Origin of the sequence: Staphylococcus sp. LKG4-2 (assembly GCF_050955665.1) — a bacterium.
Taxonomy (GTDB): domain Bacteria; phylum Bacillota; class Bacilli; order Staphylococcales; family Staphylococcaceae; genus Staphylococcus; species Staphylococcus saprophyticus.
Genome location: NZ_CP194532.1, coordinates 850,294 through 872,900 on the forward strand (window position 1 = coordinate 850,294; position 22,607 = coordinate 872,900).

Genomic DNA, 22,607 nt, shown 5'->3' on the forward strand with positions numbered 1-22,607 from the left:
TTAAAAAGTGTGGGGCTTTTAGATGTAATGTTACAAAACATCTTATGAAGTTAAATACATGGGCGAAAATATATAATAGGGGTGAAGACTATGCAAGAACATTTGATTGTCTCGTTAGACGGCAAAGATTATCTTGTTGAACCTGGAACCAATTTACTACAGTTTATTAAATCACAAGATACATTTGTGCCTTCAATATGTTACAACGAATCATTAGGTCCTATCCAAACATGTGATACCTGTACTGTAGAAATCGACGGTAAAATGGAACGTGCTTGTAGTACCACAATTGATAGACCAATGATTGTTAATACGCAAAATGACAAAGTACAAGCCAGCCAAAAAGAAGCGTTAGATCGCATTTTAGAAAAACATATGCTTTATTGTACGGTGTGTGATTACAACAATGGTGATTGTGAAATTCATAATACGATGGACCAATGGGGTCTTGAACATCAAACATATGAATATAAAGAGAAGCCATACGAAAAAGATTATGGCCCATTCTACCGTTATGATCCAAATCAATGTATCCTGTGTGGACGTTGTGTGGAAGTATGTCAAGACGTACAAGTAAATGAGACTTTAACAATTGACTGGGAACGTCAACAACCGCGCGTTATATGGGATAACGATACTTCTATAAATGATTCTTCTTGCGTGGGATGTGGACAATGTGCAACAGTTTGTCCATGTAACGCGATGTTGGAAGTTAATATGGAAGGTAATGCAGGTTATATGACTGACCTAGAACCTGGTTCATTAGCGGCAATGATTGATTTAACGAAAAAAGCAGAACCAGGATACGGTCCATTATTTGCTGTTTCAGATTCAGAAGCGGCAATGCGTGAGGAACGCATCGAAAAAACTAAAACTGTATGTACATATTGCGGTGTAGGTTGTTCTTTCGATGTTTGGACAAAAAATCGTGAAGTATTAAAAGTGCAACCACAACATGAATCACCAGCAAATAAAATCTCTTCTTGTGTTAAAGGTAAATTTGGTTGGGATTATGTTGATTCTGATGAACGTTTAACAAAGCCATTAGTGCGTAAAAATGGTCAGTTTGAAGAAGTGGAATGGGAAGAAGCACTCTCAGTAGTAGCTGAAAACTTTAATAAAGTAAAAGGAACTCATGGTTCAGATGGTTTAGCATTTATTTCATCATCCAAAGCAACGAACGAAGAGTCATATTTAATGCAAAAATTAGCTAGACAAGTCATTGGTACGAATAATGTGGATAATTGTTCACGTTATTGCCAAGCGCCTGCTACTAAAGGTTTATTTAGAACAGTCGGTCATGGTGGTGACTCTGGTTCAATTGAAGATCTTGAAATAGCTGATATGGTTGTCTTGATAGGTACAAATACAGCTGAAGCACATCCAGTTATCGCGTCACGAATTAAACGTGGTCATAAACTTTATAATAATACATTAAATGTATTTGATATTCGTAAGCATGAAATGGCGGAACGTGCTGATAATTTCTATCAACCAAAACCAGGTACAGACTTAGTATGGTTATCAGCAGTGACAAAATATATTATCGATGAAGATTTACATGACAAAGCATTCATTAATGAATGGGTAAATCATTTTGATGAATATTACAAATCATTAGCGCCATACACAATGGAATTTGCGGAAGAAACAACAGGTATCTCTAAAGATGCGTTAATTGATTTTGCACATCAAGTTGCAGATGCTAAATCTGTCTCTATAGCATGGGCTATGGGTGTTACACAACAAGATATCGGTAGTGATACATCGACTGCGATTTCTAACTTGTTATTAGCGACAGGTAACTACAGAAAACCAGGTTCAGGCGCGTATCCTTTACGTGGACATAATAACGTACAAGGATGTAGTGATATGGGAAGCATGCCAGACCAATTCCCTGGCTATCAAAAAGTGACTGATGATGAAATTAGAGCCAAATTCGAACGTGAATATGGTGAAACATTACCAAAACAAGTAGGAAAAGATAACCATCAAATGATGGAAGGTATCCACAATGGCGAAATTGATTCATTATATTTATATGGTGAAGATACGGGTATTGTTGATTCTAATATTAACTTTGTACAAGCTGCTTTAGAGAAAGTTGGTTTCCTAGTTGTACAAGATGAGTTCTTTACATTCACTGCTACTTATGCAGATGTCGTGTTACCAGCAAGCCCATCATTAGAAAAAACAGGTACTTTTACGAATACGGAACGTCGTATCCAACGTTTGTTCCAAGCACTAGAACCAAAAGGTGATTCAAAACCAGATTGGCAAATTATACAAGCAGTTGCTAAGGCAATGGGATATGATTGGAATTATACACATCCAAGTCAAATCATGGACGAGATTGCACGTCTAACACCACTTTATTCTGGTGTGAATTATGATAGATTAGAAGGATACAATAGTTTACAATGGCCAGTAGCTGAAGATGGTACGGATGAGCCAATACTTTATCTTGAAGGGTTTAATTTTGAAGATAAGAAAGCTAATTTCTATCCATTAACATTTGATAATTTCTTTAAAGTGAATGAAGAATATGATTTGCATGTAAATAATGGTAGATTATTAGAACATTTCCATGAAGGTAATATGACTTATAAAGTACCTGGACTTGAATATAAAGTACCTAATGCTTTCGTTGAAGTCTCACCAGAGCTTGCAGAGGATAGAGGTATCCATGAAGGTGCAGAAATTAAATTGATTTCTGAAACGGGTGAAGTTGAGCTTGTAGCACATGTCACAGATAGAGTAAAAGGCAAAGAAATTTATATTCCGTTAAATAACAATGCAATGGCACATGGTGATCATGGTGCGATTAATCTATTAACTAATAGTGATGTTGATAAAGATACAGATACACCATCATATAAACGTACAAGTTGTCGCATGGAAGTGAAGACACGTAGAGGTAAATCACCATTGAATCCTACGAACTTCCGTGTTAATAAGCAACGTCAACCGCAATATAGTGTTCGTGTTCAAGATAAATGGAAGCGTGAAGATTATACTTTCCCAGGAAGTCAGGTGGATAGATAATGGCTGAGAGAATCACACAGATTAAACGCATGCAAAAATCAGAAGCAGAACTCAAGGAAGAAAGTTTAACTGAAGTGACAGATGCAATTGTTGCTAATAAGGATAGCATTTTAAAAGCAATCAATATCATTAGTACACTAGACGATGCTAAGCTATTAGATGCAATGTCTGGTGCGGTTAAGAGTAGAGGTGTGATTGCCAATAAATTCGCTGTAGAATTAAATAAAGAGCAATACACTGGTTTAATTTCAAACATGGCATCACTTGTATTTTTACTTGGTGATTTAAATGTGGATGATTTAACAACAATGTTAAATAAAGTAAACAAAGGATTAAGTGTTGCTAATAAGGCAAATCCAAATCAAAAAACGTCAATTACTGGATTGATGGGTATCTTGAAAGACGATGAAATGAACCGTAGTTTAACGTATATGTTAAATATGTTAAGAGGTATGTCTAGAGATTAACCATGGGCCTTGTAAGGCATAATTCATTAGATATTTAATGAGCGTTACAATTCATAAGTTCAATAACGAGGAATGTGCATAAGAGATCAAATAATCATTTTGGTTTCTAGCACGTTCCTTTTTTGTGTTTTATAAAATGACATATTGAAACAAAGCTAAATGTGATACAATTTCTAATGTCGGTATTAATTTTAATCAATTATTTATAGCAAGGAGTGGAAGTCTTATCAGCCCGAAAATGGTAAAAATCTTAGCTATTATTTCAAATGTATTATTAGTGATTGGTATAGTATTTTTGATCACTTTAAATATAGCAATGGCAATAACCATGTTTGTTGCGTCTCTTGCAATAAGCTTAACCATATTTAATACATTATTTAGAGAGCGAACAGCGATGAAAATTATAATCAATATTTCATTTGTAATAGTTTTAATTGCTATTATATTTGCTTATGTTACATTAACAAAATAAGTGCAAGATGAGGAGTTTTTCACGAAATGAATGACAACATAAAGCGTAAAATACCTATGTTTATTATAATTTTAATATTAGTTGTTTTTGCAATCTTATTTATTGTTAATGAAACCCATTTATTTGATGACGAAAAAACACATACTTTTGATGAAGCTGTTGAAAAACAAGTAGGTGCTGGTACATTAAATATGACAGAGAAAAATGGGCGATTTGTTGAAGCGTCTAAAAAAGATGTAGAAAAAGCAATGGATGTAAATAGTGACAAAGATAACTTAAATCATATGGATATTTCTGAAAAAGTGTCCATGTCTGAAGAAGAACTCAATAGTATTTTAAAAGATAAAGGTATTTTAAAAAATAAAGGGCAAGCATTTTTAGATGCTCAAGATAAATATGAAGTGAATGTCCTATACCTTGTAAGTCATGCACTTGTTGAGACAGGAAATGGCAAATCAGAGCTTGCTAAGGGCATAGAAGTTGATGGTAAAACATATTTTAATTTTTACGGCATTGGTGCTTTTGATGAGAATGCAGTTCATACAGGTAGCAGTTTTGCAAAAAAACAAAAATGGACATCACCTGAAAAGGCAATTATGGGTGGTGCGCGCTTTGTGAGAGGTAACTACTTTGAAAATAATCAACTCTCCTTGTACCAAATGCGCTGGAATCCTAAGTCACCAGGAGAACATCAATATGCAAGTGATATTGAATGGGATGAGAACATTGCTACGTTTATGAAACATTATTATCATCAACTAGGTATAAAAAAAGATCATATTAATAAAGACTACTATCTATAAATGAAGATATAACAAAACATTTGAAAGAGAGTCATATTAATAATGAAGAAATTGGGAAATTTGGAGTGAATTAAAAGATGAAAATAGCTATAGTGGGTGCTGGAATCGGTGGATTAACAGCTGCAGCATTATTATGTGAACAAGGACACGAAGTTAAAGTTTTTGAAAAAAATAGCACTATTACAGAAGTCGGTGCAGGCATTGGTATCGGTGGTAATGTCATTGACAAACTTGGGAAACATGATTTAGCAAAAGGTATTAAAAACATAGGTCAAGTTATCAATGTTATGGAAATATTAGATGATAAAGATAATGTGTTAAGTAAAGCAAAATTGAAGAAAAACACAGTGAATTTAACAATGACGCGTCAAAGTTTAATTGATGTAATTAAATCATACGTTTCTGAATCTGCTATTTATACTAATCACCATGTTACGCATGTTGATAATAATGCTTTAAAAGTTGTGATGCATTTTGAAGCACAAGAAGCAGAAGCATTTGATTTATGTATTGGTGCTGATGGACTTCATTCGAACATAAGACATACTGTAGCACCTAATAGTAAAACACAGTATCAAGGATATACGGTGTTTAGAGGTCTTGTAGAAGATATAGATATTAAGTCTGATAATGTTGCAAAAGAGTATTGGTCTGCAAAAGGTAGAGTAGGTGTCGTACCGTTATTAAATAATCAAGCTTATTGGTTTATTTCAATCAATGCGAAAGAAAATGATGCGACAATGCAATCCTATGGTAAGCCACATTTACAAGCTAGATTTAATCATTTTCCAAATGAAGTTAGAAAAGTGTTAGATAAACAAAGTGAAACAGATATTCTATTACATGATATTTATGATTTACAACCACTAAAAACTTTCGTCTATCAGCGCGTGATTTTATTAGGCGATGCGGCACATGCAACAACGCCAAATATGGGACAAGGCGCTGGTCAAGCAATGGAAGATGCTATCGTACTAGCTAATTGTTTACAAGCTTATCCATTTGAAGCAGCATTACAAAGATACGATAAAATCCGTGTGGATCATACCAAAAAAGTCATTAAGCGATCTAGAAAAATTGGCAAATTAGCTCAAAGAAGCAATAAAATCGTTATTTCATTAAGAAATAGCATAGCTAAAATCATGCCTAATCGTCTTGTTGCAGCGCAAACTAAGTTTATATACAAATCGAAAAACAAATAAAAATAAAACCTCGAAACACAGTTTGACTGTTGTTTCGAGGTTTTTTGTGATTGAAGTATTTTAGTTCACAATAAATTTAGGTTGGTCATTGTTCAATTTACTAATTGTATCATTGGCTACGATTTTAGACATCATATCACGTGATTCAAATGTAGCATTACCTATGTGCGGAGTGATAACGACATTATCTAATGTTTTAAGTTCATCATTAATCTCCGGTTCGAATTCGAAGACATCTAAAGCGGCACCTTCAATTTCTTTATCTTTCAATGCTTGTACTAAAGCTTTTTCGTGAACAATAGGTCCTCTTGAAGCATTAATTAGGTAACTCGTTGGTTTCATCATTTCAAATTGCGCTTTGTCAATTTGGTGATGAAGACTTGGATTGTAAGCAGCATTAATTGTAACAAAGTCTGCATTTTTTAATAATGTTTCTAAATCAACATATTTAGCACCAATCTCTCGTTCTTTATCAACTTTTTGATGTGGTCCAGTATATAAAATGTTCATGTCGAAAGCTTTGGCACGTCTAGCAACAGCACTACCTATTTCACCTAGACCGATGATACCAATTGTTTTTCCAGAAACTTCTCTACCGCGGAAAAATAGTGGCGCCCATCCATCAAAACCAGTTGTTCGACATAACTTGTCGCCTTCTGGAATTCTTCTTGCCACTGCGAGTACAAGTGCAAAAGTTAACTCGGCTGTAGAATTGGTAGATGCTTTAGGTGTATTGGTAACATCGATATTTTGTTGTCGTGCATAATCAATATCAACATTATTGAAACCCGCACCATAATTTGTGATGATTTTTAGGTTGTTAGCTGCATCAATCACTTCTTTGTCTACAGAAGTAGACAGCAAGCTAATTAATGCGTCAGCATCTTTAACACCTTGTTTAAGTGTTTCTTTATCAATGATACCTGTTCCTTCATACATATCTACCTCAAAGCCTTGGTCTTTCAATAAGTTAAGACCCACTTCAGGTATTGGACCTGCTATATAAACTTTTACCATGTATAATCACTTCCTTTACACTCAAGTATAGTAAAATTCTATTGTGCAAACAAATAATAATATTGTGAATTATAAAAAAGTCGACTTTAAATAGAAAAAATCGCTTAATAATAGGGGTGTTAAAGTACATTTTAATAAATAAAAAAGAGTGGCAGTTAGGACTAAAATATAATTAGACCTTAACTTACCACTCTAAATAGTTAAAAACTGTCAAATTGTACAGGACTGAGAATAGTGCTATACCACGGTTGTTGAAAGATTTAACTAACGATTTTTAAACCGACAATAGATAGGATGATTAAAGCAATAAAGAAGATTCTTTTTGCGTTTTTTGACTCATTATATAAAAACATCCCTACCAAAGTACCGCCACCAGTACCAATGCCGCTCCAAGTAGCATAAGCGGTGCCCATAGGTATATCATTCATAGCAAGCTTCAAAGTACTGAAACTACAGATAAATGCAACTGCTAATAGAATGACAAGCCATTTCTTTTTGGTGCGTGAAATTTCATTTAATATAACTACGCCAACAACTTCTAATAGTCCGGCGATTAATAAAATAATCCATGCCATTAGCCATCAGCCTCCTCTGTAGTTAATTTCAACCCTATGATGCCAATAATTAATATGATAATTAAGCTGATTTTTACTAAATCGAATGGATCACCAAAAAAGATCATGTCTACAAGTACTGTACCTACTGCACCGATACCAACGAATACAGCGTATACGGTACCAACGGGTAAGTATTTACAAGCAGATATAACAAGAAAGAAACTGATAATAATTACAATAAACGTTCCTGTCCAACTAAGTAATGAGTCGGCAGTATTTAAACCAGTCACCCATACAATTTCAATGAGTCCGGCTAAGATCACTTTGAACCACTGCATTTGATGTGCCTCCTTATAATCACTAAACTATTATATTTTCTCAAATATTTGGATAGAGTTCAATGTTATAAGATGTGAAAGCGGAATTGTATTACAATCATATTATTAGAAAAAATATAATTTTTGAATTGACGCATTTATCCGCAATACTAAAATAAGAGCCCAAAACAAAATGTCCCGGGCTCTTACATCATTACAATATTATATTTTAAAGTCATTCAAAGACTTAGTTTAAGTGGATATAGTTGTAAGAACTTGCTTCACCAGCAGAAATAGTACGTTCACTAACTGAGAATGGTCCACCGTTGTAGTTCATTTCTGAAACTTCTACAGAACCGTCGCTATTTACATTTTCAACGTATGCTACGTGACCATAACCACCAGCAGTAGATTGTAAAATTGAACCAGCTTCAGGTGAGTTGTTTACAGTGTAACCTGCTGAAGATGCTGCTGAAGCCCAGTTGTTCGCATTGCCCCAAGTTGAACCAATGTTTCCGCCTACTTTATCGTATACGTACCAAGTACATTGACCAGCTGTATATAAGTTAGCACTTGAACCTGAAGTAGATTGTGTTGTGCTTTGGTTAGTTGGTTGTGTTTGTTCTGCTGCGTCTGCTTCATTTCCGTGATCTAAACCTACGATTGCTGCGCCAATACCTGCTGTTAAAGTTGTTGCTGTTACTAATTTTTTCATAATTAAAAAATCCTCCCAAAGATTATAAATAGTTATATGTGATTCAATTCATTTGTGTTGAATTTGAATGTTGATTAATTTTGCGGTTTGCTTTCAACGACAAGTAATACTCTAACAGATGAAGCAAGCTTTGTGTGGATTGTTACGCTTTTGTAAAACAATTAAAAAAACCTCACATATCGTTGTAATAAACGAGATGTAAGGTTACAGAATCGTATCAAGTCGTAATACGAAATAAAACGCGTTAATATAAGGTTTTTACAAATTTTTTGTATTTCAAAAAGCTATCATTATTACAGTAGCTATAAAGAATCACAAAATTGTGTTTAGATTATTTAAAGAATCTTATAGATAGTGGCGGTAAATAATCTTCTCCATTATACGCTTTTACTGCAGCTACAATTGTAAAAATAAAGTTCAGTATTACAATAATTGGTAGTAATACAAAGCCTATTAATATCAACATCGTGATAGTTCCAATTATTGACCAAATAACGTATGAAAGTAAGAAGTTGAAATAATTTTTACCTGCTCTATCGACAAACGGTGAATCCTCGCGTTTAATTAACCAAATAATTAATGGTGCGATTAAAGAAGTAAAGAAACTTAATACATAAATTAATGTTGCCATTAATCTCGCATCTGAATTAGGCTCTTGGTTTACATTTGTATAAGTTTGTTGATTATAATCTGTTTCTGCCATATTAGTTAAACCTCCTTTATCCTAAGACTTATAGATAGATTAACTATATCAAATTTTGAAAAATAATAGTATATCGCTTGAGTTTTTCATTTAATTTTAAATATGACTGTAACGCAATGTGTATACTTGTTAAAATATGATAATGTGATTTATCGCATCCTTATTTAACTATAACCGGAAATTTAAATTGTAAACCAGTGTTTATTAAATTTCCTTATAGGCTATAGTTGTAAGTAATGACTAAAATGGACAGTATTCAAAAATAAAAAGAAAGAAGGTAAATTATGAAAATAGCTATCGTGGGTTCAGGTAATGGTGCAGTGACGGCTGCATTAGATATGATTAGTAAGGGACATGAAGTTAAGCTATATTGTAGAAACCAATCAATCAATAAATTTGATAAAGCATTTGAACAGGGTGGATTCACTTTTAATAATGAAGGTGAAGAGAGCTTTGTTGAATTTACGGATATTAGTGATGATATGGAATATGTCCTTCAGGATGCTGAAGTGATCCAAATTGTGATTCCATCTTCATTCATTGAACACTATGCACAAACAATGGCACCTTTTGTTAAAAAAGAACAACTTATTTTCTTTAATATTGCAGCTTCTATGGGATCTATTCGATTTATGAATGTACTTGAAGATATGCATATAGACGTGTTACCTCATTTTGCAGAGGTAAATACATTAACTTATGGTACGCGAGTTAATTTTGAAGAAGCCCGTGTAGCTTTATCGCTAAATGTTAGAAAAGTACATTTTTCAACCTATGATAAAGAGTATTTGAGTGAGTGTTTCGATAAAATTGAAAAATTATATCCAAATATCGTTAAAGAAGAAAGTTTATGGAAAACAAATTTAGAGAATGGTAACCCAGAGGTACATCCGGGACCAACTTTATTAAATGTTGGTCGCATCGATTATGCGGATAGTTTTGCTTTATATGAAGAAGGTATTACGAAGCATACGGTTAGATTATTACATGCAGTTGAATTAGAAAGACTAACTTTAGGGCGTAAGCTAGGTTTTGAATTATCTACTGCAAAAGAGGCACGTATTGAAAGAGGTTATCTAGAAAGACAAGATGAAGACGAACCATTGAATAGGTTATTTAATACGAGTCCTGTATTTTCACAGATTAAAGGCCCAAATCATGTGAAAAATCGTTATTTAACTGAAGACATTGCATTTGGATTAGTATTGTGGTCTAGCCTAGGGCGTGAAATTGACGTTGCAACACCTAATATTGATGCGATCATTGTGCTTGCATCAACAATATTAGAGCGTGACTTTTTTGAAGAAGGTCTAACAATCGATGAATTAGGTAAAGATAAACTAGGGTTTGAATAATGAATCATTTGACAAAGGGGACTTGCGTATGAAAAGACAACCAACATTTTTGGAATCAATTTCAACGATACTAGTAATGATTATTATCGTTATTACAGGTTTTGTAGTATTTGATATACCGATACAAGCACTATTGATACTTTCATCTGCTTATGCTGCTTTAATAGCTAGAAGAGTAGGATTAAAATGGCAGGATTTAGAAGAAGGAATAACGAAGCGTTTATCTACTGCAATGCCAGCATTATTCATTATCTTAGCAGTGGGTATTATTGTTGGTACATGGATGTATTCTGGCACTGTTCCGGCATTAATTTATTATGGTCTAGAGTTTTTAAATCCTAACTACTTTTTAGTTTCAGCATTTATTATTTGCGCTGTTACTTCAGTTGCGACTGGGACAGCATGGGGTTCTGCCTCTACTGCGGGTATTGCATTGATGGCCATCGCAACACAATTACATATCACACCCGGTATGGCAGCTGGTGCAATTATTGCTGGCGCAGTATTCGGTGACAAAATGTCGCCTTTATCTGATACAACCAATCTGGCAGCTTTAGTTACGAAAGTAAATATCTTTTCTCATATAAGAGCCATGATTTGGACAACTGTACCAGCTTCTATTATAGGACTTGTCGTATGGTTCTTTGCTGGAAGACAATTTGGAGGTAATACGAACACAGCTCAAGTTAACGCGTTGTTAAAAGAGTTGGCACAAATATACAATATTAATTTCTTTGTATGGATTCCATTAATTGTAATCATTATTTGTTTGCTGATGAAAATGTCAACTGTACCAGCCATGCTCATTTCAGCATTAAGTGCCATCATTGTTGGTGCTTTTAACAATGGATTTAAAATTGTCGACGGTTTCAAAGCAACATTTGATGGGTTTAATAAAGAAATGGTGTCGGTGAATAGTGGGGACTTAACGAATAGTGCAGTGAGTTTAATAGAGCAAGGCGGCATTATGAGTATGACCGAAATTATCGTTACCATATTTTGTGGTTATGCATTTGCTGGTATTGTCGAAAGGGCAGGTTGTTTAGATGTCATTTTACAAAAAATATCTAAAAATATTAATACAGTCGGCCAATTAGTGCTTGCAACTGTTTTAGGTGGACTTATGATGGTACTTGCTGCAGGTGTAGCATCTGTAGTGATTATCATGGTCGGTGTATTAATGATGGAAATGTATAATAAAATGGGACTTGATAGATCTAATTTATCTAGAACATTAGAGGACTCAGGTACAATGATTATACCCTTAATTCCATGGGGAACATCAGGTATTTATTATACCCAACAATTAGGTGTTACAGTTGATCAATTCTTTATATGGACAGTACCATGTTATCTATGTATCGTATTTGCGATATTCTATGGATTTAGTGGAATTGGAATTAAAAAAGCACAGCCAAATGAATAATGTAATACGAGTGTGGTAATTAAAATGCAATGATTTAAAGCAGTTCGATGTCATATTGTGAGTCATCGAGCTGTTTTTTATTATAAATGAGTAGCCATATGATACTTGTTGTATGAAAGTAATAACTTTTAAATAAAGTTACTTAATTAAAAATTAATGAAGGGTATAAAAAGACAGCTTTTAATAAAACATGAACAATTATTTATATGAATCTTAAATAAGAGGTTTAAAAATATATAATTAGGCTATACATAAATAAGGATGAGATGAGTCCGAATTGTACATAGTAATCATTGTGGCTATATTACTTATATACAAAGGGCATCGTTAATCCTACTAATGTAGATAAAGATTTTAAATATCCTTCTATTATCTATTTTATAATCGGTTTTGTTCTGTATATTGTAGCGATATTACATTATAGAACCGATTTATTAACGCGACCATATATTTAAGTTTCTAGTTTAGAAATCCTAATTTCAAATTTAGTTAATATGGATTGATGATTATAGAAAATATAGTTTTAATTTATTATAAATATGATGGCAATTGCGTCAACATAAAGACTTGAATAAAATATAATGAAAACGAGAGTCTGGGACATAAATAGATGTTTCAGACTCTTTTTCAATCCTAGTCATTCTTGAGGGGCAGGTAGGACTACGAAATCTTTATTAGAAGATTTGATTTCTGTTCACTTTATATTAAAAAAGTACTGTTGAATGTGGTTGAGATAAAAAGCAATCAAAGTTCAAGGTTTAATGGATAACAAAAAAAGACAATCCATACGGATTGTCTTTTTGATGACACTAAAATTAGTGAATGTAGTTGTAACCTGAAGCTTCGCTTGCAGAGATTGTACGTGAAGTAACAACTCCAGCGCCTTGACCATAGTTCATTTCAGAAACGTTGATTGAACCGTCACTGTTTACATTTTCAACGTATGCTACGTGGCCATATCCACCAGCAGTTGATTGTAAGACTGAACCTGAAGCAGGTGAGTTGTTTACTGTGTAACCTGAAGCAGCAGCTGCGCTTGCCCAGTTGTTAGCGTTACCCCAAGTTGAACCAATTTTACCACCAACTTTGTCATATACATAATATGTACATTGTCCAGCTGTGTATAAGTTGTTTGAAGAACCTGAAGTATTAGAAATTGAGTTTGAACCATTTGAATTTGATGGCGCGCTAGTTGTACTTACTTTAACATTGCTGTTTGAAGTAGAGTGAGAAACTGCACCTTTACCACCAGTACCTTGGTTATTAGTTGTATATGATTGAGTTGCATTATTGTTAGTTGAGTTAGCATTGCTGTAACCGTTGCTAGTGTGACCTTGGTCACTGTTGCTTGGGTTCCAGTTACCTTGCCAAGTGTAGTGGTATTGACCTTGTTGATCTATAGTATATGAATAGCTATATGAACTTGGGTCATTTGGGTTGTACCCACTATTGTTGTTTTCTGCTGCATCTGCATCATGTTGTGCAAAAGCAAAAGTAGCGATTCCTGCAGTAGCGATAGTAGCTGTAGCGATTTTTTTCATTGTTAAATATCCTCCTAAGAATAGTAAATAATTTAAAATTTAGTTTTAATTTTATCCCAGTCTCTAAACGACAATTTTTATAATTTTTATTCGCTGTTTCAACGACAAGAATTACTTTACCAAAAAATAAGTGATTTGTGTGCGTTGTTATCATTTTGTAATTTAGTTATAATAATTAACCCCTTTATGTAACAAATAAGTCGAGGTGTGACATAGGACTAAAGACCGATGGTATCATGTTTTAGTATAATAAAGTGTAAAATAGCACTTTATTATATTACAAAGCTGTAAAATAACAGAAAATTACAAATGGGAAAATATGAGACTATTTATATATTTAAAATAACAAAAAATTACTTTGCGACCATTTTATGATTTACTAATTATATTAAGTTAAATGTAATTTGTAACTAAATAAATGTTTTAGTTTTGTTTGAGCAATGATATTGACACTTAATGGAGAAGAGATTATGATATTGAGTATAAAAATTATACTCGTTTGAGAGGTGAATGAATGAAAATAGAATTAGGTTTAACTTCTTTTGCAGATAATATGGATTTGCACACAGAAGTAGGTACTCAACCTGGTATATCAAATGCGCAAAGAATTCGTAACATAATAGAAGAAGTTGAAACCGCTGATCAATATGGACTTGATGTTTATGGCTTAGGAGAGCATCATAGACCAGATTACGCTGTATCAGATCCAGTTACTGTGTTAGCAGCTGCTGCAACAAGTACACATCATATTAAACTGAGTAGTGCTGTAACTGTATTGTCATCAGATGACCCAGTACGTGTATATGAACGTTTTTCTACATTAGATGCAGTTTCTAATGGACGTGCTGAAATAATGGTAGGTAGAGGTTCATTTATAGAGTCTTTTCCATTATTTGGTTATAATTTGAAAGATTATGAACAGCTCTTTAATGAGAAGATTGATTTATTAATGCACATTAATCGTAATGAAATTGTTAATTGGGAAGGACAAATCCGACCGTCTATAGAAAATCTAGGTGTTTATCCAAGGGCAGAACATCGACCCCTACCAATTACAATAGCAACAGGTGGTACACCAGAATCTTCATTAAAAGCAGGAGCGTTAGGTTTACCAATAACTTATGCTATAATTGGTGGTGATCCAAAAAGGTTCAAAAGAAATATAGATATGTATAAATCTATAGCAGAATCTTATGGACATGATATTAAAGCTTTACCTATTGCAACACATTCATGGGGTTATATTGCTGAAACCGATGAACAAGCTAAACGTGAATTCTTCCCATCAGTAAAGGCAAGTCATGATATATTGGCAAAAGAACGTGGTTGGCCAATGTATGATGAAAATAGTTTTGAACGTGAGGCTGGATCACAAGGTGCATTGTATGTTGGCAGTCCAGAAACTGTAGCAAATAAAATCATTGAAACGGTTGAAGCATTAGGCATTACACGTTTTATGTTGCATACCCCAGTGGGATCTATTCCTCATGAAAGAACAATCAATACGATTAAATTATTGGCTGAACGTGTAAAACCTATTGTAGATAAATATTTTGAAAACAAATAAAAGGAGATTTTGTAATGATATTACGTTATTTAACAAATTTAAAATTAGCTAAAGAATTATATGGTGCGGCAAAACCTAAAATAAAAGGTGACCAATCTATGAAAGATACGTTTGTTGAAGTATTCAACTTACCAGCAAATGCAGTACCATTAGCAGGTGCTGTTGAAGCGTTAAGTGCAGTATTCTTTGTATTAAGTTTTGCAAGTAAAAGATTATCACGTCTTGGTTCATTGCTAACAATCGCAGTATTAGGTGTAGCAGCATATAAACACTTTGAAGCAGGTCATGGTAAAGCAGGCGCTAAACATGCTTTAGATTTAACTGGATTAGCAGCATTAAGCTTCTTAGACACATTTGACTGTAAGAAAAAATAAGTTGCTTCATTTTTGACTATAAAGTGAAGGATGTAACCATACATTGGTATATTTAGATACTAGAAGTTATTTACTTTTTTAATGAAAGATAAGTAACCTAAGACTGCCAACAAAGTCTCTGACCTTGTTGGCAGTTTTTTTATGCACATTTTCCGAAGGTACGGTCTTAGCCAACAGTCTTCGGCTAATGCTTTTCTCACTGGATTCAATCTAAATTGCTGTCGATAGGATATGAAAAATAGGATGCTTGATAAATTAAAAAGCGATTCAGTCATTTAGCGCATCATTACTATGTCGCTAATAAATTATAATTTGAGTTAAGCATATTGAGTATTACAGAAAAATTTTTTAGATCGTTTATTGATGACACATGCATATAAAGAAAAATATAAAAATAGGCAAATTCACTACAAATTTATTTGTTGTTTTTATCTATATGCTAATGGCTATTTGCGTTTTTAACGAAAAGTAAATAGCCCTTTTTTATTGAAAATTTTTCATACAAAAACACTATGCATTTTGTAAGTTAGAAGATTTGATATTTACAATGGATAACACATTCTTTTTTTAGTAATAAAAAGAATGAATAGCTTAATAAAATTTGAAAATGAAAAGTAAATATTAAAAAAATAGTATGAAATTTTAATATTTCACATAGTTGGTCATATTGAATTCGTTTTAGAAAATGGGATAAAATTAATGTATTAATATTGTTAAGCATCACTAAAACAGATATTAACATCATGAAAAAACATAAGGAGTGGTTGTATGAATTCACAAACATTTAAATCATTAAATGAGCTTATATCTACGTATCAACAGGGGAAAAAATTTTTTAAGTTCAGTAAACGAGAGTATAAATTAAATTATGAAGAAATATTTATCTTAAATTATATTTATAATTGTGAAGATAATGAAATTACTGCAAAAGATATTGCAAAACACTCAGAACTACAACCGTATTATTTAACGAAAGCATTGCAAAAATTAATAAAAATGAATTTCTTAAGTAAAAAAAGAAGTGAAATAGACGAAAGAACAGTTGTAGTTTATGTGAATGAGCAACAACGGAATAGCATTAATGAAATGATTGAAGCATTACAACGCTCATTATAATCACGATAGAATCCCTATAAAATGAAAAATTTTGCGTAAGCCATAACAAGACTAATATTTTGAAAATGCAATTTTATATTATTAGTTATATATTTCACTATAATATGTTTTTGAAAACAAATTAACTGTGGTATACTTATATTTGTTTAATGAAAGCGCATACATAAAAGCGGGAAAGGTGTTATTATGAATTTACTTATAGGGATTATATTCTTGGGCATCGTGTTATGCTTATTTACATTATTTACAAGCAAAGCACCAAATGGTAGTAAAGCGATGGGGGCACTTGCAAATGCTGCCATTGCATCATTTTTAGTTGAAGCATTTCACAAATATGTCGGCGGTGATTTAATTGGGTTACCTTTTTTAGGTCAACTTGGTGAAGCGGCAGGTGGGCTTGGTGGTGTTGCAGCAGCAGGGTTAGTAGCACTAGCTATGGGTGTGTCTCCTGTTTATGCATTTGTTATTGCAGTTTCATGTGGCAATATGGACTTGTTACCAGGTTTTGTTGCGGCTTATATTGCAAGTTTTGGTATGAAATGGATGGAAGAAAAGTTACCTGATGGGCTTGATTTAATAACGGCAATCATTGTCATCGCACCTATTACAAGATTGATTGCAACTGGTATGACGCCAGTTGTAGATGCTTCTTTAATGCAAATCGGTAATATCATTAAAGAGTCTACAACTTCGAGTCCAATACTAATGGGTGTGGTATTAGGTGGTATTATCACGGTTGTAGCTACTGCACCATTAAGTTCAATGGCATTAACTGCTTTACTTGGATTAACTGGTACACCTATGGCTATCGGAGCATTAGCAGTGTTTGGTTCGTCATTCATGAATTTTGTATTATTCAAAAGAATGAAGTTTGGTGATCGCAAAACAACCATTTCAGTTGCAATTGAACCTTTGTCACAAGCAGATATCGTAACTGCAAACCCAGTACCTGTTTATATTACAAATTTTGTTGGTGGCGCAATATCAGGCGTAATCATTGCTTCATTTGGTTTGGTGAATGAAGCAACTGGAACAGCTACGCCAATTGCAGGACTGATGGTAATGTTTGGGTTTAACAATGCACTTACTGTGATTACAGTGGCATTGATGTGTGCGTTAAGCAGTGCAATTTGTGGTTATTTAGGGTCACTCGTATTTAAAAACTATCCAATTATTACAAAGTACGAATTGCAAAATGGTACAATGCCCAAAAAAGTTAAACAATATTATAAATTAAAAAAACAATGTGCAGAAAGCTTAGCATAATAAAACAGGGATTGAAATCACGAAATTATTATAGAAAAATGAGACGATGCCCTATGGGTCTGTCATGATTCATAAAAAATTGATCTTCTATAATTATTGTTGAAGGACAAAAAAATCTAGTTTCTTCCTATTTAACTAGTAATCATTCATCTGTAACAAGTAGTAGATAATTATTGACGAAAATCTAGCATTTGTTATGTATACTTATAAAATAAAAACGCGCCGGTTGAATGTTCGAATTTCAACTGGCGCGTTTTAATATAACTTCTGGAATAAAAATTTTATGACGCATTCGTTTGCATATAACGTAATGAGCTTGTTTCCATTTTATTAAATATATATTCTAAAATCATTGCTAATAACCAATAAAACATTGCAGCAACAGTGTAGACTGTTATGAAACGGTATCCTTCATTGGCAATAATGTGACTGACTGCCATAATTTCAGTGACTTGAACTGCAAACGCTAGGGAAGTTCCTTTGATTAACATGATGAATTGATTTTCAATATTAGGTAACGCATAAGCAAATGCTTGAGGTAGCACGATTTCTTTATATATATGAAATCTCGTAAGCCCTACAGATTGTGCAGCTTCTATTTGTTCATAATCGACAGATTGCAATCCGCTTTTAATAGATTCTGAAAGGTAGGCAACAGCATGTAATGAAAATACAATAAATGCAATGATTAATGGAGAAAAAATATCAGGGTTTATATGCCATTGCAAATGTTCGTTTAAGAATAAAATAAAGGCTGGTAAGCCATAATAGACAATGAATAACTGAACAATCAGCGGTGTACTTCTGAAAAAAGAATTGTATATTATAATGAACTGAGATAATACAGGTATACGTTTTAAGCGAATCATTGCGAAAATTAATCCAATGAACAGACCGATGATAATGGCAACAAGTGAAATCATGATTGTATTTGGCACGCCTTTGAGTACTTCAAATATAGTATAAAAAATAAATGACATAGGTCTGTCCTCCTTAAATTTGGTATGGTTTTTGGGCACGTTTATCAATGATTGTAAATACGCCTTGGATAATTAAAGCGATGAGCCAATAAACAACAGAAATGACAATATATACTTCTAACATACCTAAACCATAATTATTACCAATAATTAATTTGACTTGTCCCATCATGTCGATGATTCCGATAGTAAAAGCCAAAGAAGTATCTTTTACAAGTTCGATGATTTGTGTTGTTAAATTTGGAATACTGTTGCGCAGCGCTTGTGGTAAGATGATCTCTTTTAATATTCTAGGGTATGTTAAACCTATGGATAAACCTGCTTCAATTTGTCGGTAGTCTACAGATTGGTAACCTGCGCGAATAATTTCAGATAAATAAGCACCAGTATGTAATGTGAAAGCTAAAATCACAAAAAATAATCTACTGAAATGATTGATATCAATATGTACAAACAACAACAACTGAGGTAAAGCAAAATAAACTAAGAAAAGTTGTAATAGTAAAGGTGTGCTACGAATAAAAGAAATATAGACTTTGACGACAGGTGACAATAATTTAATTTTTTGTAGTCGTATGGTTGCTAAAATAAAACCGAGTATCAGTGCAAAAATGAGCGATAAAACAATCATCAATAATGTCAAAGGTAACTGTTGCAAGACTTGATATAATAAATCCAACCAATTTACTGATTGCATTAGCGATGCACCTCCAATTGTGATTTTTTCTTATTAATATCATCTAAATCTTCAAAGACATTAATATCAAAATATTTTTTTGAAAGCGCTTGTAGTTTGCCTTCTTTCTTCAATTCAATCGTAGCCTGGTCAATGTCATCATGTAATTGTTGATGCTTTTTATTGTAAACGATGTGTAATGGTTCTTTTTTAACAATACCACCGATTTTCACATCTTCTTTGACTTGAGATTGTATGGCTTTATAAGTGTTCCAATTCAAAAGCATGGCGTCTCGACGTTGCTGACTAACCATTTTTAAATTATCGCCATTCGAAGGTTCTTGTATCGTATTGACTTGAATCTTATCTGTATGATTTTTATTATATTCAGATAAGATAGAATACAAGCCACCACTAGGAGCCATTGGTGTAATATTTTTTCCTGGTAAATCATCTAAATGATGTATGTCGTTGTTATCACGGTTAACAACGAGTAAAGGTAAAGCATAACTATATGGCTCATCTTGATATAGAAATTGTTTTTCACGTTCAGGTGTTTTGAAGAACCAGTTAATTCCCATATCAAACTTTCCAGCACCAATGCCTACTAAGTTGGATTCTTCTTCGCCTACTTCATATTTGAAATCATATTGTGGTAATTTTTTTTCAAGTAATTTCATATATTCCATATCGAGTCCAATAAATTCGTTGTTTTTCGTAGTGTATAAGTAGGGTGGATTAACTTCTGCTGACAATGCGACTTTAATTTCCTTTTTGTGTGATGAAGTATCATCATTATGAGTAGCATTACAAGCAGACAATAAGAAACATAAAACGCATAACATCATGAAGAAATATTTTTTGTGTCGTAGCATTAAACATCACGCTCCGTGCCAACATGATTTAAAAAACGCTGGATTCTTTTTGACTCAGTGTTTTCCAATACTTCATGTGGTGTACCACGATGAATAATGTGTCCATCATCAATAAATAGCACTTGGTCAGCGATTGCTTTTGCAAATTGTATTTCGTGAGTAACTAAGACCATTGTCATACCTTCTTGGGCAATCGATTTGATTAGAGAGAGTACGCTTTGTATAGATTCTGGATCCAAGGCTGAGGTTGGTTCATCAAGCAGTAGTACATCAGGATTTAAGGCAAGTGCACGAATGATTCCGATACGTTGACTTTGCCCACCAGATAATTGACTCGGATATTTATCTTTTTGTTCTAATAAATCAATTCTATTTAAATAAGACAGTGCGATGTCATTGGCTTCAGCATGGCTATAATTTTTCCCATATTTTAAACCGACAGTAATATTTTCTAGTATTGTTTTATTTTTAAAAAGATTATAATTTTGAAAAACCATTGCGGATTTTTGACGTAATTTGAATATATCTTTTTTATTATGTTTAGAAGCATCAAAGCTTGTATCCCCAATAGTAATAGTCCCTGATTTCGCTAAAGCAAGTGCATTTAGTGTGCGTAAGAGTGTTGTTTTACCAGAACCACTGGGTCCGATAATAGCTGTGACTGTACCTTTATCCTGTGAGAAACTGACGTCATTCAGTATCGTATTCTCATTGTATTTATGTATAAGATGATTAACTGTAATCATATGTGTCCCCCCAATATAGCAATAATTATAAATTATCATAATAAATCTTATCGGTAAAGTAAGGATTTGGGGTAGAAACCTTTATTTAAGCCATATCGAGTGTTAAACTTATACTTATATAGAAAGAAATATAATGGACGAGGTGGAAAAAATGAAAGATTCTGCATTAATACATACAGATATTCAAGAAAAGTGGATAGCAAAATTGAATACAGCGAAAGATAAATTTAGATCACATGCAGTCTATAATGATCAACATTCTAGGTTTCCATATGAAAATATTGAGTGGTTAGTCAATGAAGGTTATACATTATTAACTTTACCTAAAGCATACGGTGGCGAAGGTGCCTCAGTTGAAGATATGGTTATTATTCAAACCTATTTAGGCTCTATTGATGGTGCAACGGCACTTTCAATTGGCTGGCATTTGAGTGTTGTGGGTCAATTATATGAACAAAAGATGTGGGACGAAGACATGTTAAATCAATTTGCGGAATCTATCATAAACGGTGCACTGGTTAATAGAGCTGTAAGTGAAGCGGAAACAGGGAGTCCAACACGAGGTGGTAGACCTGCTACGAATGCAATTAAAAATGAAAATGGCTATATATTAAATGGTGTTAAAACATTCACTTCTATGAGTAAGGGGCTCACGCATTTTATTGTGAGTGCATATGATGAAACGATTGAGCAAGTAGGATTTTATCTTATAGAAAAGGATACACCAGGCGTAGAAATTGCAGATAATTGGAATATGGTAGGAATGAGAGCTACAGAAAGTCATGATTTAATATTAAATGATGTTCAAATACCAGAACAGAATTTTGTAGAAATTAGAGGCGCTGGTGGTAAAAAACCAAACGGTTGGATTCTACATATCCCAAGTACTTATTTAGGCATTGCGCAAGCAGCAAGAGATTATGCTGTTGACTTTGCTAAAACTTATAGCCCTAATAGTATAGAAGGTACGATAGGAGATATAACAACCGTTCAGCAAAATATTGGCAAAATGGAATCCTTGCTATTATCTGCGCGTCACTTTTTATGGAGTACAGCATCATTATATTCAAATACCCATTCAGATAAAGCTATATGGAATGAAACATCTGCAAGTAAGGTGTTAGTCATGAATCAAGGACTCGAAGTAATTGATATTGCCATGCGTATTGTCGGTGCTAAGAGCCTTGAAATGGAACGTCCGTTACAACGTTATTATCGAGATATGAGAGCAGGTTTACACAATCCACCAATGGAAGATATGGCATATACTAATATTGCTAAAAGTGTATTAGATAGATTTTAGAAAATATAAAGACTTGAGAAAGTTTCATTTAATAGTTGTAATTAAAATGCATTTAGACATAGTGTCTGAATGCATTTTTTTAAT

Annotated in this window: 22 protein-coding genes; 12 read left to right on the forward strand and 10 right to left on the reverse strand. The window is 33.3% G+C overall.

What is annotated here, in order from left to right; translation table 11 throughout:
• Window positions 1-90 precede the first annotated feature (90 nt).
• From fdhF to ACM6UH_RS03975, 5 genes are all read left to right on the forward strand, one after another.
• Window positions 91-3,045, forward strand: a complete 2,955-nt coding sequence (fdhF, locus tag ACM6UH_RS03955; RefSeq protein WP_011302546.1) for a formate dehydrogenase subunit alpha — start codon at window positions 91-93, stop codon at window positions 3,043-3,045.
• Window positions 3,045-3,512: a DUF1641 domain-containing protein gene (locus ACM6UH_RS03960; RefSeq protein WP_002482553.1), complete on the forward strand. Its 468-nt coding sequence runs from the start codon at window positions 3,045-3,047 to the stop codon at window positions 3,510-3,512. The genes fdhF and ACM6UH_RS03960 overlap by 1 nt, the downstream gene beginning before the upstream one ends.
• Window positions 3,513-3,750: 238 nt before the next feature.
• Entirely contained in the window at window positions 3,751-3,984 is a 234-nt protein-coding gene (locus ACM6UH_RS03965; RefSeq protein WP_011302547.1) for a hypothetical protein, read from the forward strand.
• A gap of 26 nt (window positions 3,985-4,010) precedes the next feature.
• Window positions 4,011-4,787: an N-acetylglucosaminidase gene (locus tag ACM6UH_RS03970; protein ID WP_011302548.1), complete on the forward strand. Its 777-nt coding sequence runs from the start codon at window positions 4,011-4,013 to the stop codon at window positions 4,785-4,787.
• Window positions 4,788-4,864: 77 nt separating this feature from the next.
• A complete protein-coding gene (locus tag ACM6UH_RS03975) occupies window positions 4,865-5,989 on the forward strand; it encodes an FAD-dependent monooxygenase (RefSeq protein WP_011302549.1) in 1,125 nt (374 codons plus the stop codon).
• A 60-nt stretch (window positions 5,990-6,049) separates the two neighbouring features.
• Here ACM6UH_RS03975 and ACM6UH_RS03980 read toward each other — a convergent pair whose 3' ends face one another.
• The 5 genes from ACM6UH_RS03980 to ACM6UH_RS04000 form a co-directional block, all read right to left on the reverse strand.
• Window positions 6,050-7,006 carry a 2-hydroxyacid dehydrogenase family protein gene (locus tag ACM6UH_RS03980; protein ID WP_002482556.1) on the reverse strand — a complete coding sequence of 319 codons (957 nt, stop codon included), beginning with the start codon at window positions 7,004-7,006 and terminating at the stop codon, window positions 6,050-6,052.
• 260 nt (window positions 7,007-7,266) lie between these two features.
• Entirely contained in the window at window positions 7,267-7,581 is a 315-nt protein-coding gene (locus tag ACM6UH_RS03985; protein WP_011302550.1) for a DMT family transporter, read from the reverse strand.
• On the reverse strand, window positions 7,581-7,901 hold the full coding sequence (locus tag ACM6UH_RS03990) for a DMT family transporter (protein WP_011302551.1): 321 nt from the start codon (window positions 7,899-7,901) through the stop codon (window positions 7,581-7,583). Before ACM6UH_RS03990 ends, ACM6UH_RS03985 begins: the two co-directional genes overlap by 1 nt.
• A gap of 226 nt (window positions 7,902-8,127) precedes the next feature.
• Window positions 8,128-8,595, reverse strand: coding sequence for a CHAP domain-containing protein (locus ACM6UH_RS03995; protein ID WP_002482559.1), 468 nt, complete (start codon window positions 8,593-8,595; stop codon window positions 8,128-8,130).
• A 331-nt stretch (window positions 8,596-8,926) separates the two neighbouring features.
• A complete protein-coding gene (locus ACM6UH_RS04000) occupies window positions 8,927-9,298 on the reverse strand; it encodes a DUF4870 domain-containing protein (RefSeq protein ID WP_002482560.1) in 372 nt (123 codons plus the stop codon).
• A gap of 284 nt (window positions 9,299-9,582) precedes the next feature.
• On the opposite strand from ACM6UH_RS04000, the gene ACM6UH_RS04005 reads away from it, so the two are divergent.
• Complete coding sequence (locus tag ACM6UH_RS04005) at window positions 9,583-10,653, forward strand: NAD/NADP-dependent octopine/nopaline dehydrogenase family protein (protein ID WP_011302552.1); 1,071 nt, start codon at window positions 9,583-9,585, stop codon at window positions 10,651-10,653.
• A gap of 28 nt (window positions 10,654-10,681) precedes the next feature.
• Window positions 10,682-12,079, forward strand: a complete 1,398-nt coding sequence (nhaC, locus tag ACM6UH_RS04010) for a Na+/H+ antiporter NhaC (protein ID WP_011302553.1) — start codon at window positions 10,682-10,684, stop codon at window positions 12,077-12,079.
• A gap of 815 nt (window positions 12,080-12,894) precedes the next feature.
• On the opposite strand, the gene ACM6UH_RS04015 is transcribed toward nhaC, so the two are convergent.
• Window positions 12,895-13,620, reverse strand: a complete 726-nt coding sequence (locus tag ACM6UH_RS04015) for a CHAP domain-containing protein (RefSeq protein ID WP_011302554.1) — start codon at window positions 13,618-13,620, stop codon at window positions 12,895-12,897.
• 514 nt (window positions 13,621-14,134) lie between these two features.
• Here ACM6UH_RS04015 and ACM6UH_RS04020 point away from each other — a divergent pair.
• From ACM6UH_RS04020 to ACM6UH_RS04035, 4 genes are all read left to right on the forward strand, one after another.
• Window positions 14,135-15,187 (forward strand): LLM class flavin-dependent oxidoreductase, encoded by a 1,053-nt coding sequence (locus ACM6UH_RS04020; protein ID WP_011302555.1) that lies wholly within the window; start codon window positions 14,135-14,137, stop codon window positions 15,185-15,187.
• A 14-nt stretch (window positions 15,188-15,201) separates the two neighbouring features.
• On the forward strand, window positions 15,202-15,561 hold the full coding sequence (locus ACM6UH_RS04025) for a hypothetical protein (RefSeq protein ID WP_011302556.1): 360 nt from the start codon (window positions 15,202-15,204) through the stop codon (window positions 15,559-15,561).
• A gap of 768 nt (window positions 15,562-16,329) precedes the next feature.
• Window positions 16,330-16,677 (forward strand): transcriptional regulator, SarA/Rot family, encoded by a 348-nt coding sequence (locus ACM6UH_RS04030; RefSeq protein WP_011302557.1) that lies wholly within the window; start codon window positions 16,330-16,332, stop codon window positions 16,675-16,677.
• Window positions 16,678-16,863: 186 nt separating this feature from the next.
• Window positions 16,864-17,943: a PTS sugar transporter subunit IIC gene (locus tag ACM6UH_RS04035; RefSeq protein ID WP_047504412.1), complete on the forward strand. Its 1,080-nt coding sequence runs from the start codon at window positions 16,864-16,866 to the stop codon at window positions 17,941-17,943.
• 281 nt (window positions 17,944-18,224) lie between these two features.
• On the opposite strand, the gene ACM6UH_RS04040 is transcribed toward ACM6UH_RS04035, so the two are convergent.
• The 4 genes from ACM6UH_RS04040 to ACM6UH_RS04055 are packed head-to-tail and all read right to left on the reverse strand — an operon-like array spanning window position 18,225 to window position 21,220.
• Window positions 18,225-18,923, reverse strand: coding sequence for an amino acid ABC transporter permease (locus ACM6UH_RS04040; protein WP_002482569.1), 699 nt, complete (start codon window positions 18,921-18,923; stop codon window positions 18,225-18,227).
• A 13-nt stretch (window positions 18,924-18,936) separates the two neighbouring features.
• The gene (locus ACM6UH_RS04045) at window positions 18,937-19,620 is read right to left on the reverse strand and encodes an amino acid ABC transporter permease (protein ID WP_011302559.1); all 684 of its coding nucleotides are present in this window, start codon (window positions 19,618-19,620) and stop codon (window positions 18,937-18,939) included.
• Window positions 19,620-20,474 (reverse strand): amino acid ABC transporter substrate-binding protein, encoded by an 855-nt coding sequence (locus ACM6UH_RS04050; protein ID WP_011302560.1) that lies wholly within the window; start codon window positions 20,472-20,474, stop codon window positions 19,620-19,622. Before ACM6UH_RS04050 ends, ACM6UH_RS04045 begins: the two co-directional genes overlap by 1 nt.
• Window positions 20,474-21,220, reverse strand: a complete 747-nt coding sequence (locus ACM6UH_RS04055; protein ID WP_011302561.1) for an amino acid ABC transporter ATP-binding protein — start codon at window positions 21,218-21,220, stop codon at window positions 20,474-20,476. The genes ACM6UH_RS04050 and ACM6UH_RS04055 overlap by 1 nt, the downstream gene beginning before the upstream one ends.
• Before the next feature lie 151 nt (window positions 21,221-21,371).
• On the opposite strand from ACM6UH_RS04055, the gene ACM6UH_RS04060 reads away from it, so the two are divergent.
• Entirely contained in the window at window positions 21,372-22,523 is a 1,152-nt protein-coding gene (locus ACM6UH_RS04060; protein WP_048787454.1) for an acyl-CoA dehydrogenase family protein, read from the forward strand.
• The last annotated feature ends 84 nt before the right edge of the window (window positions 22,524-22,607 follow it).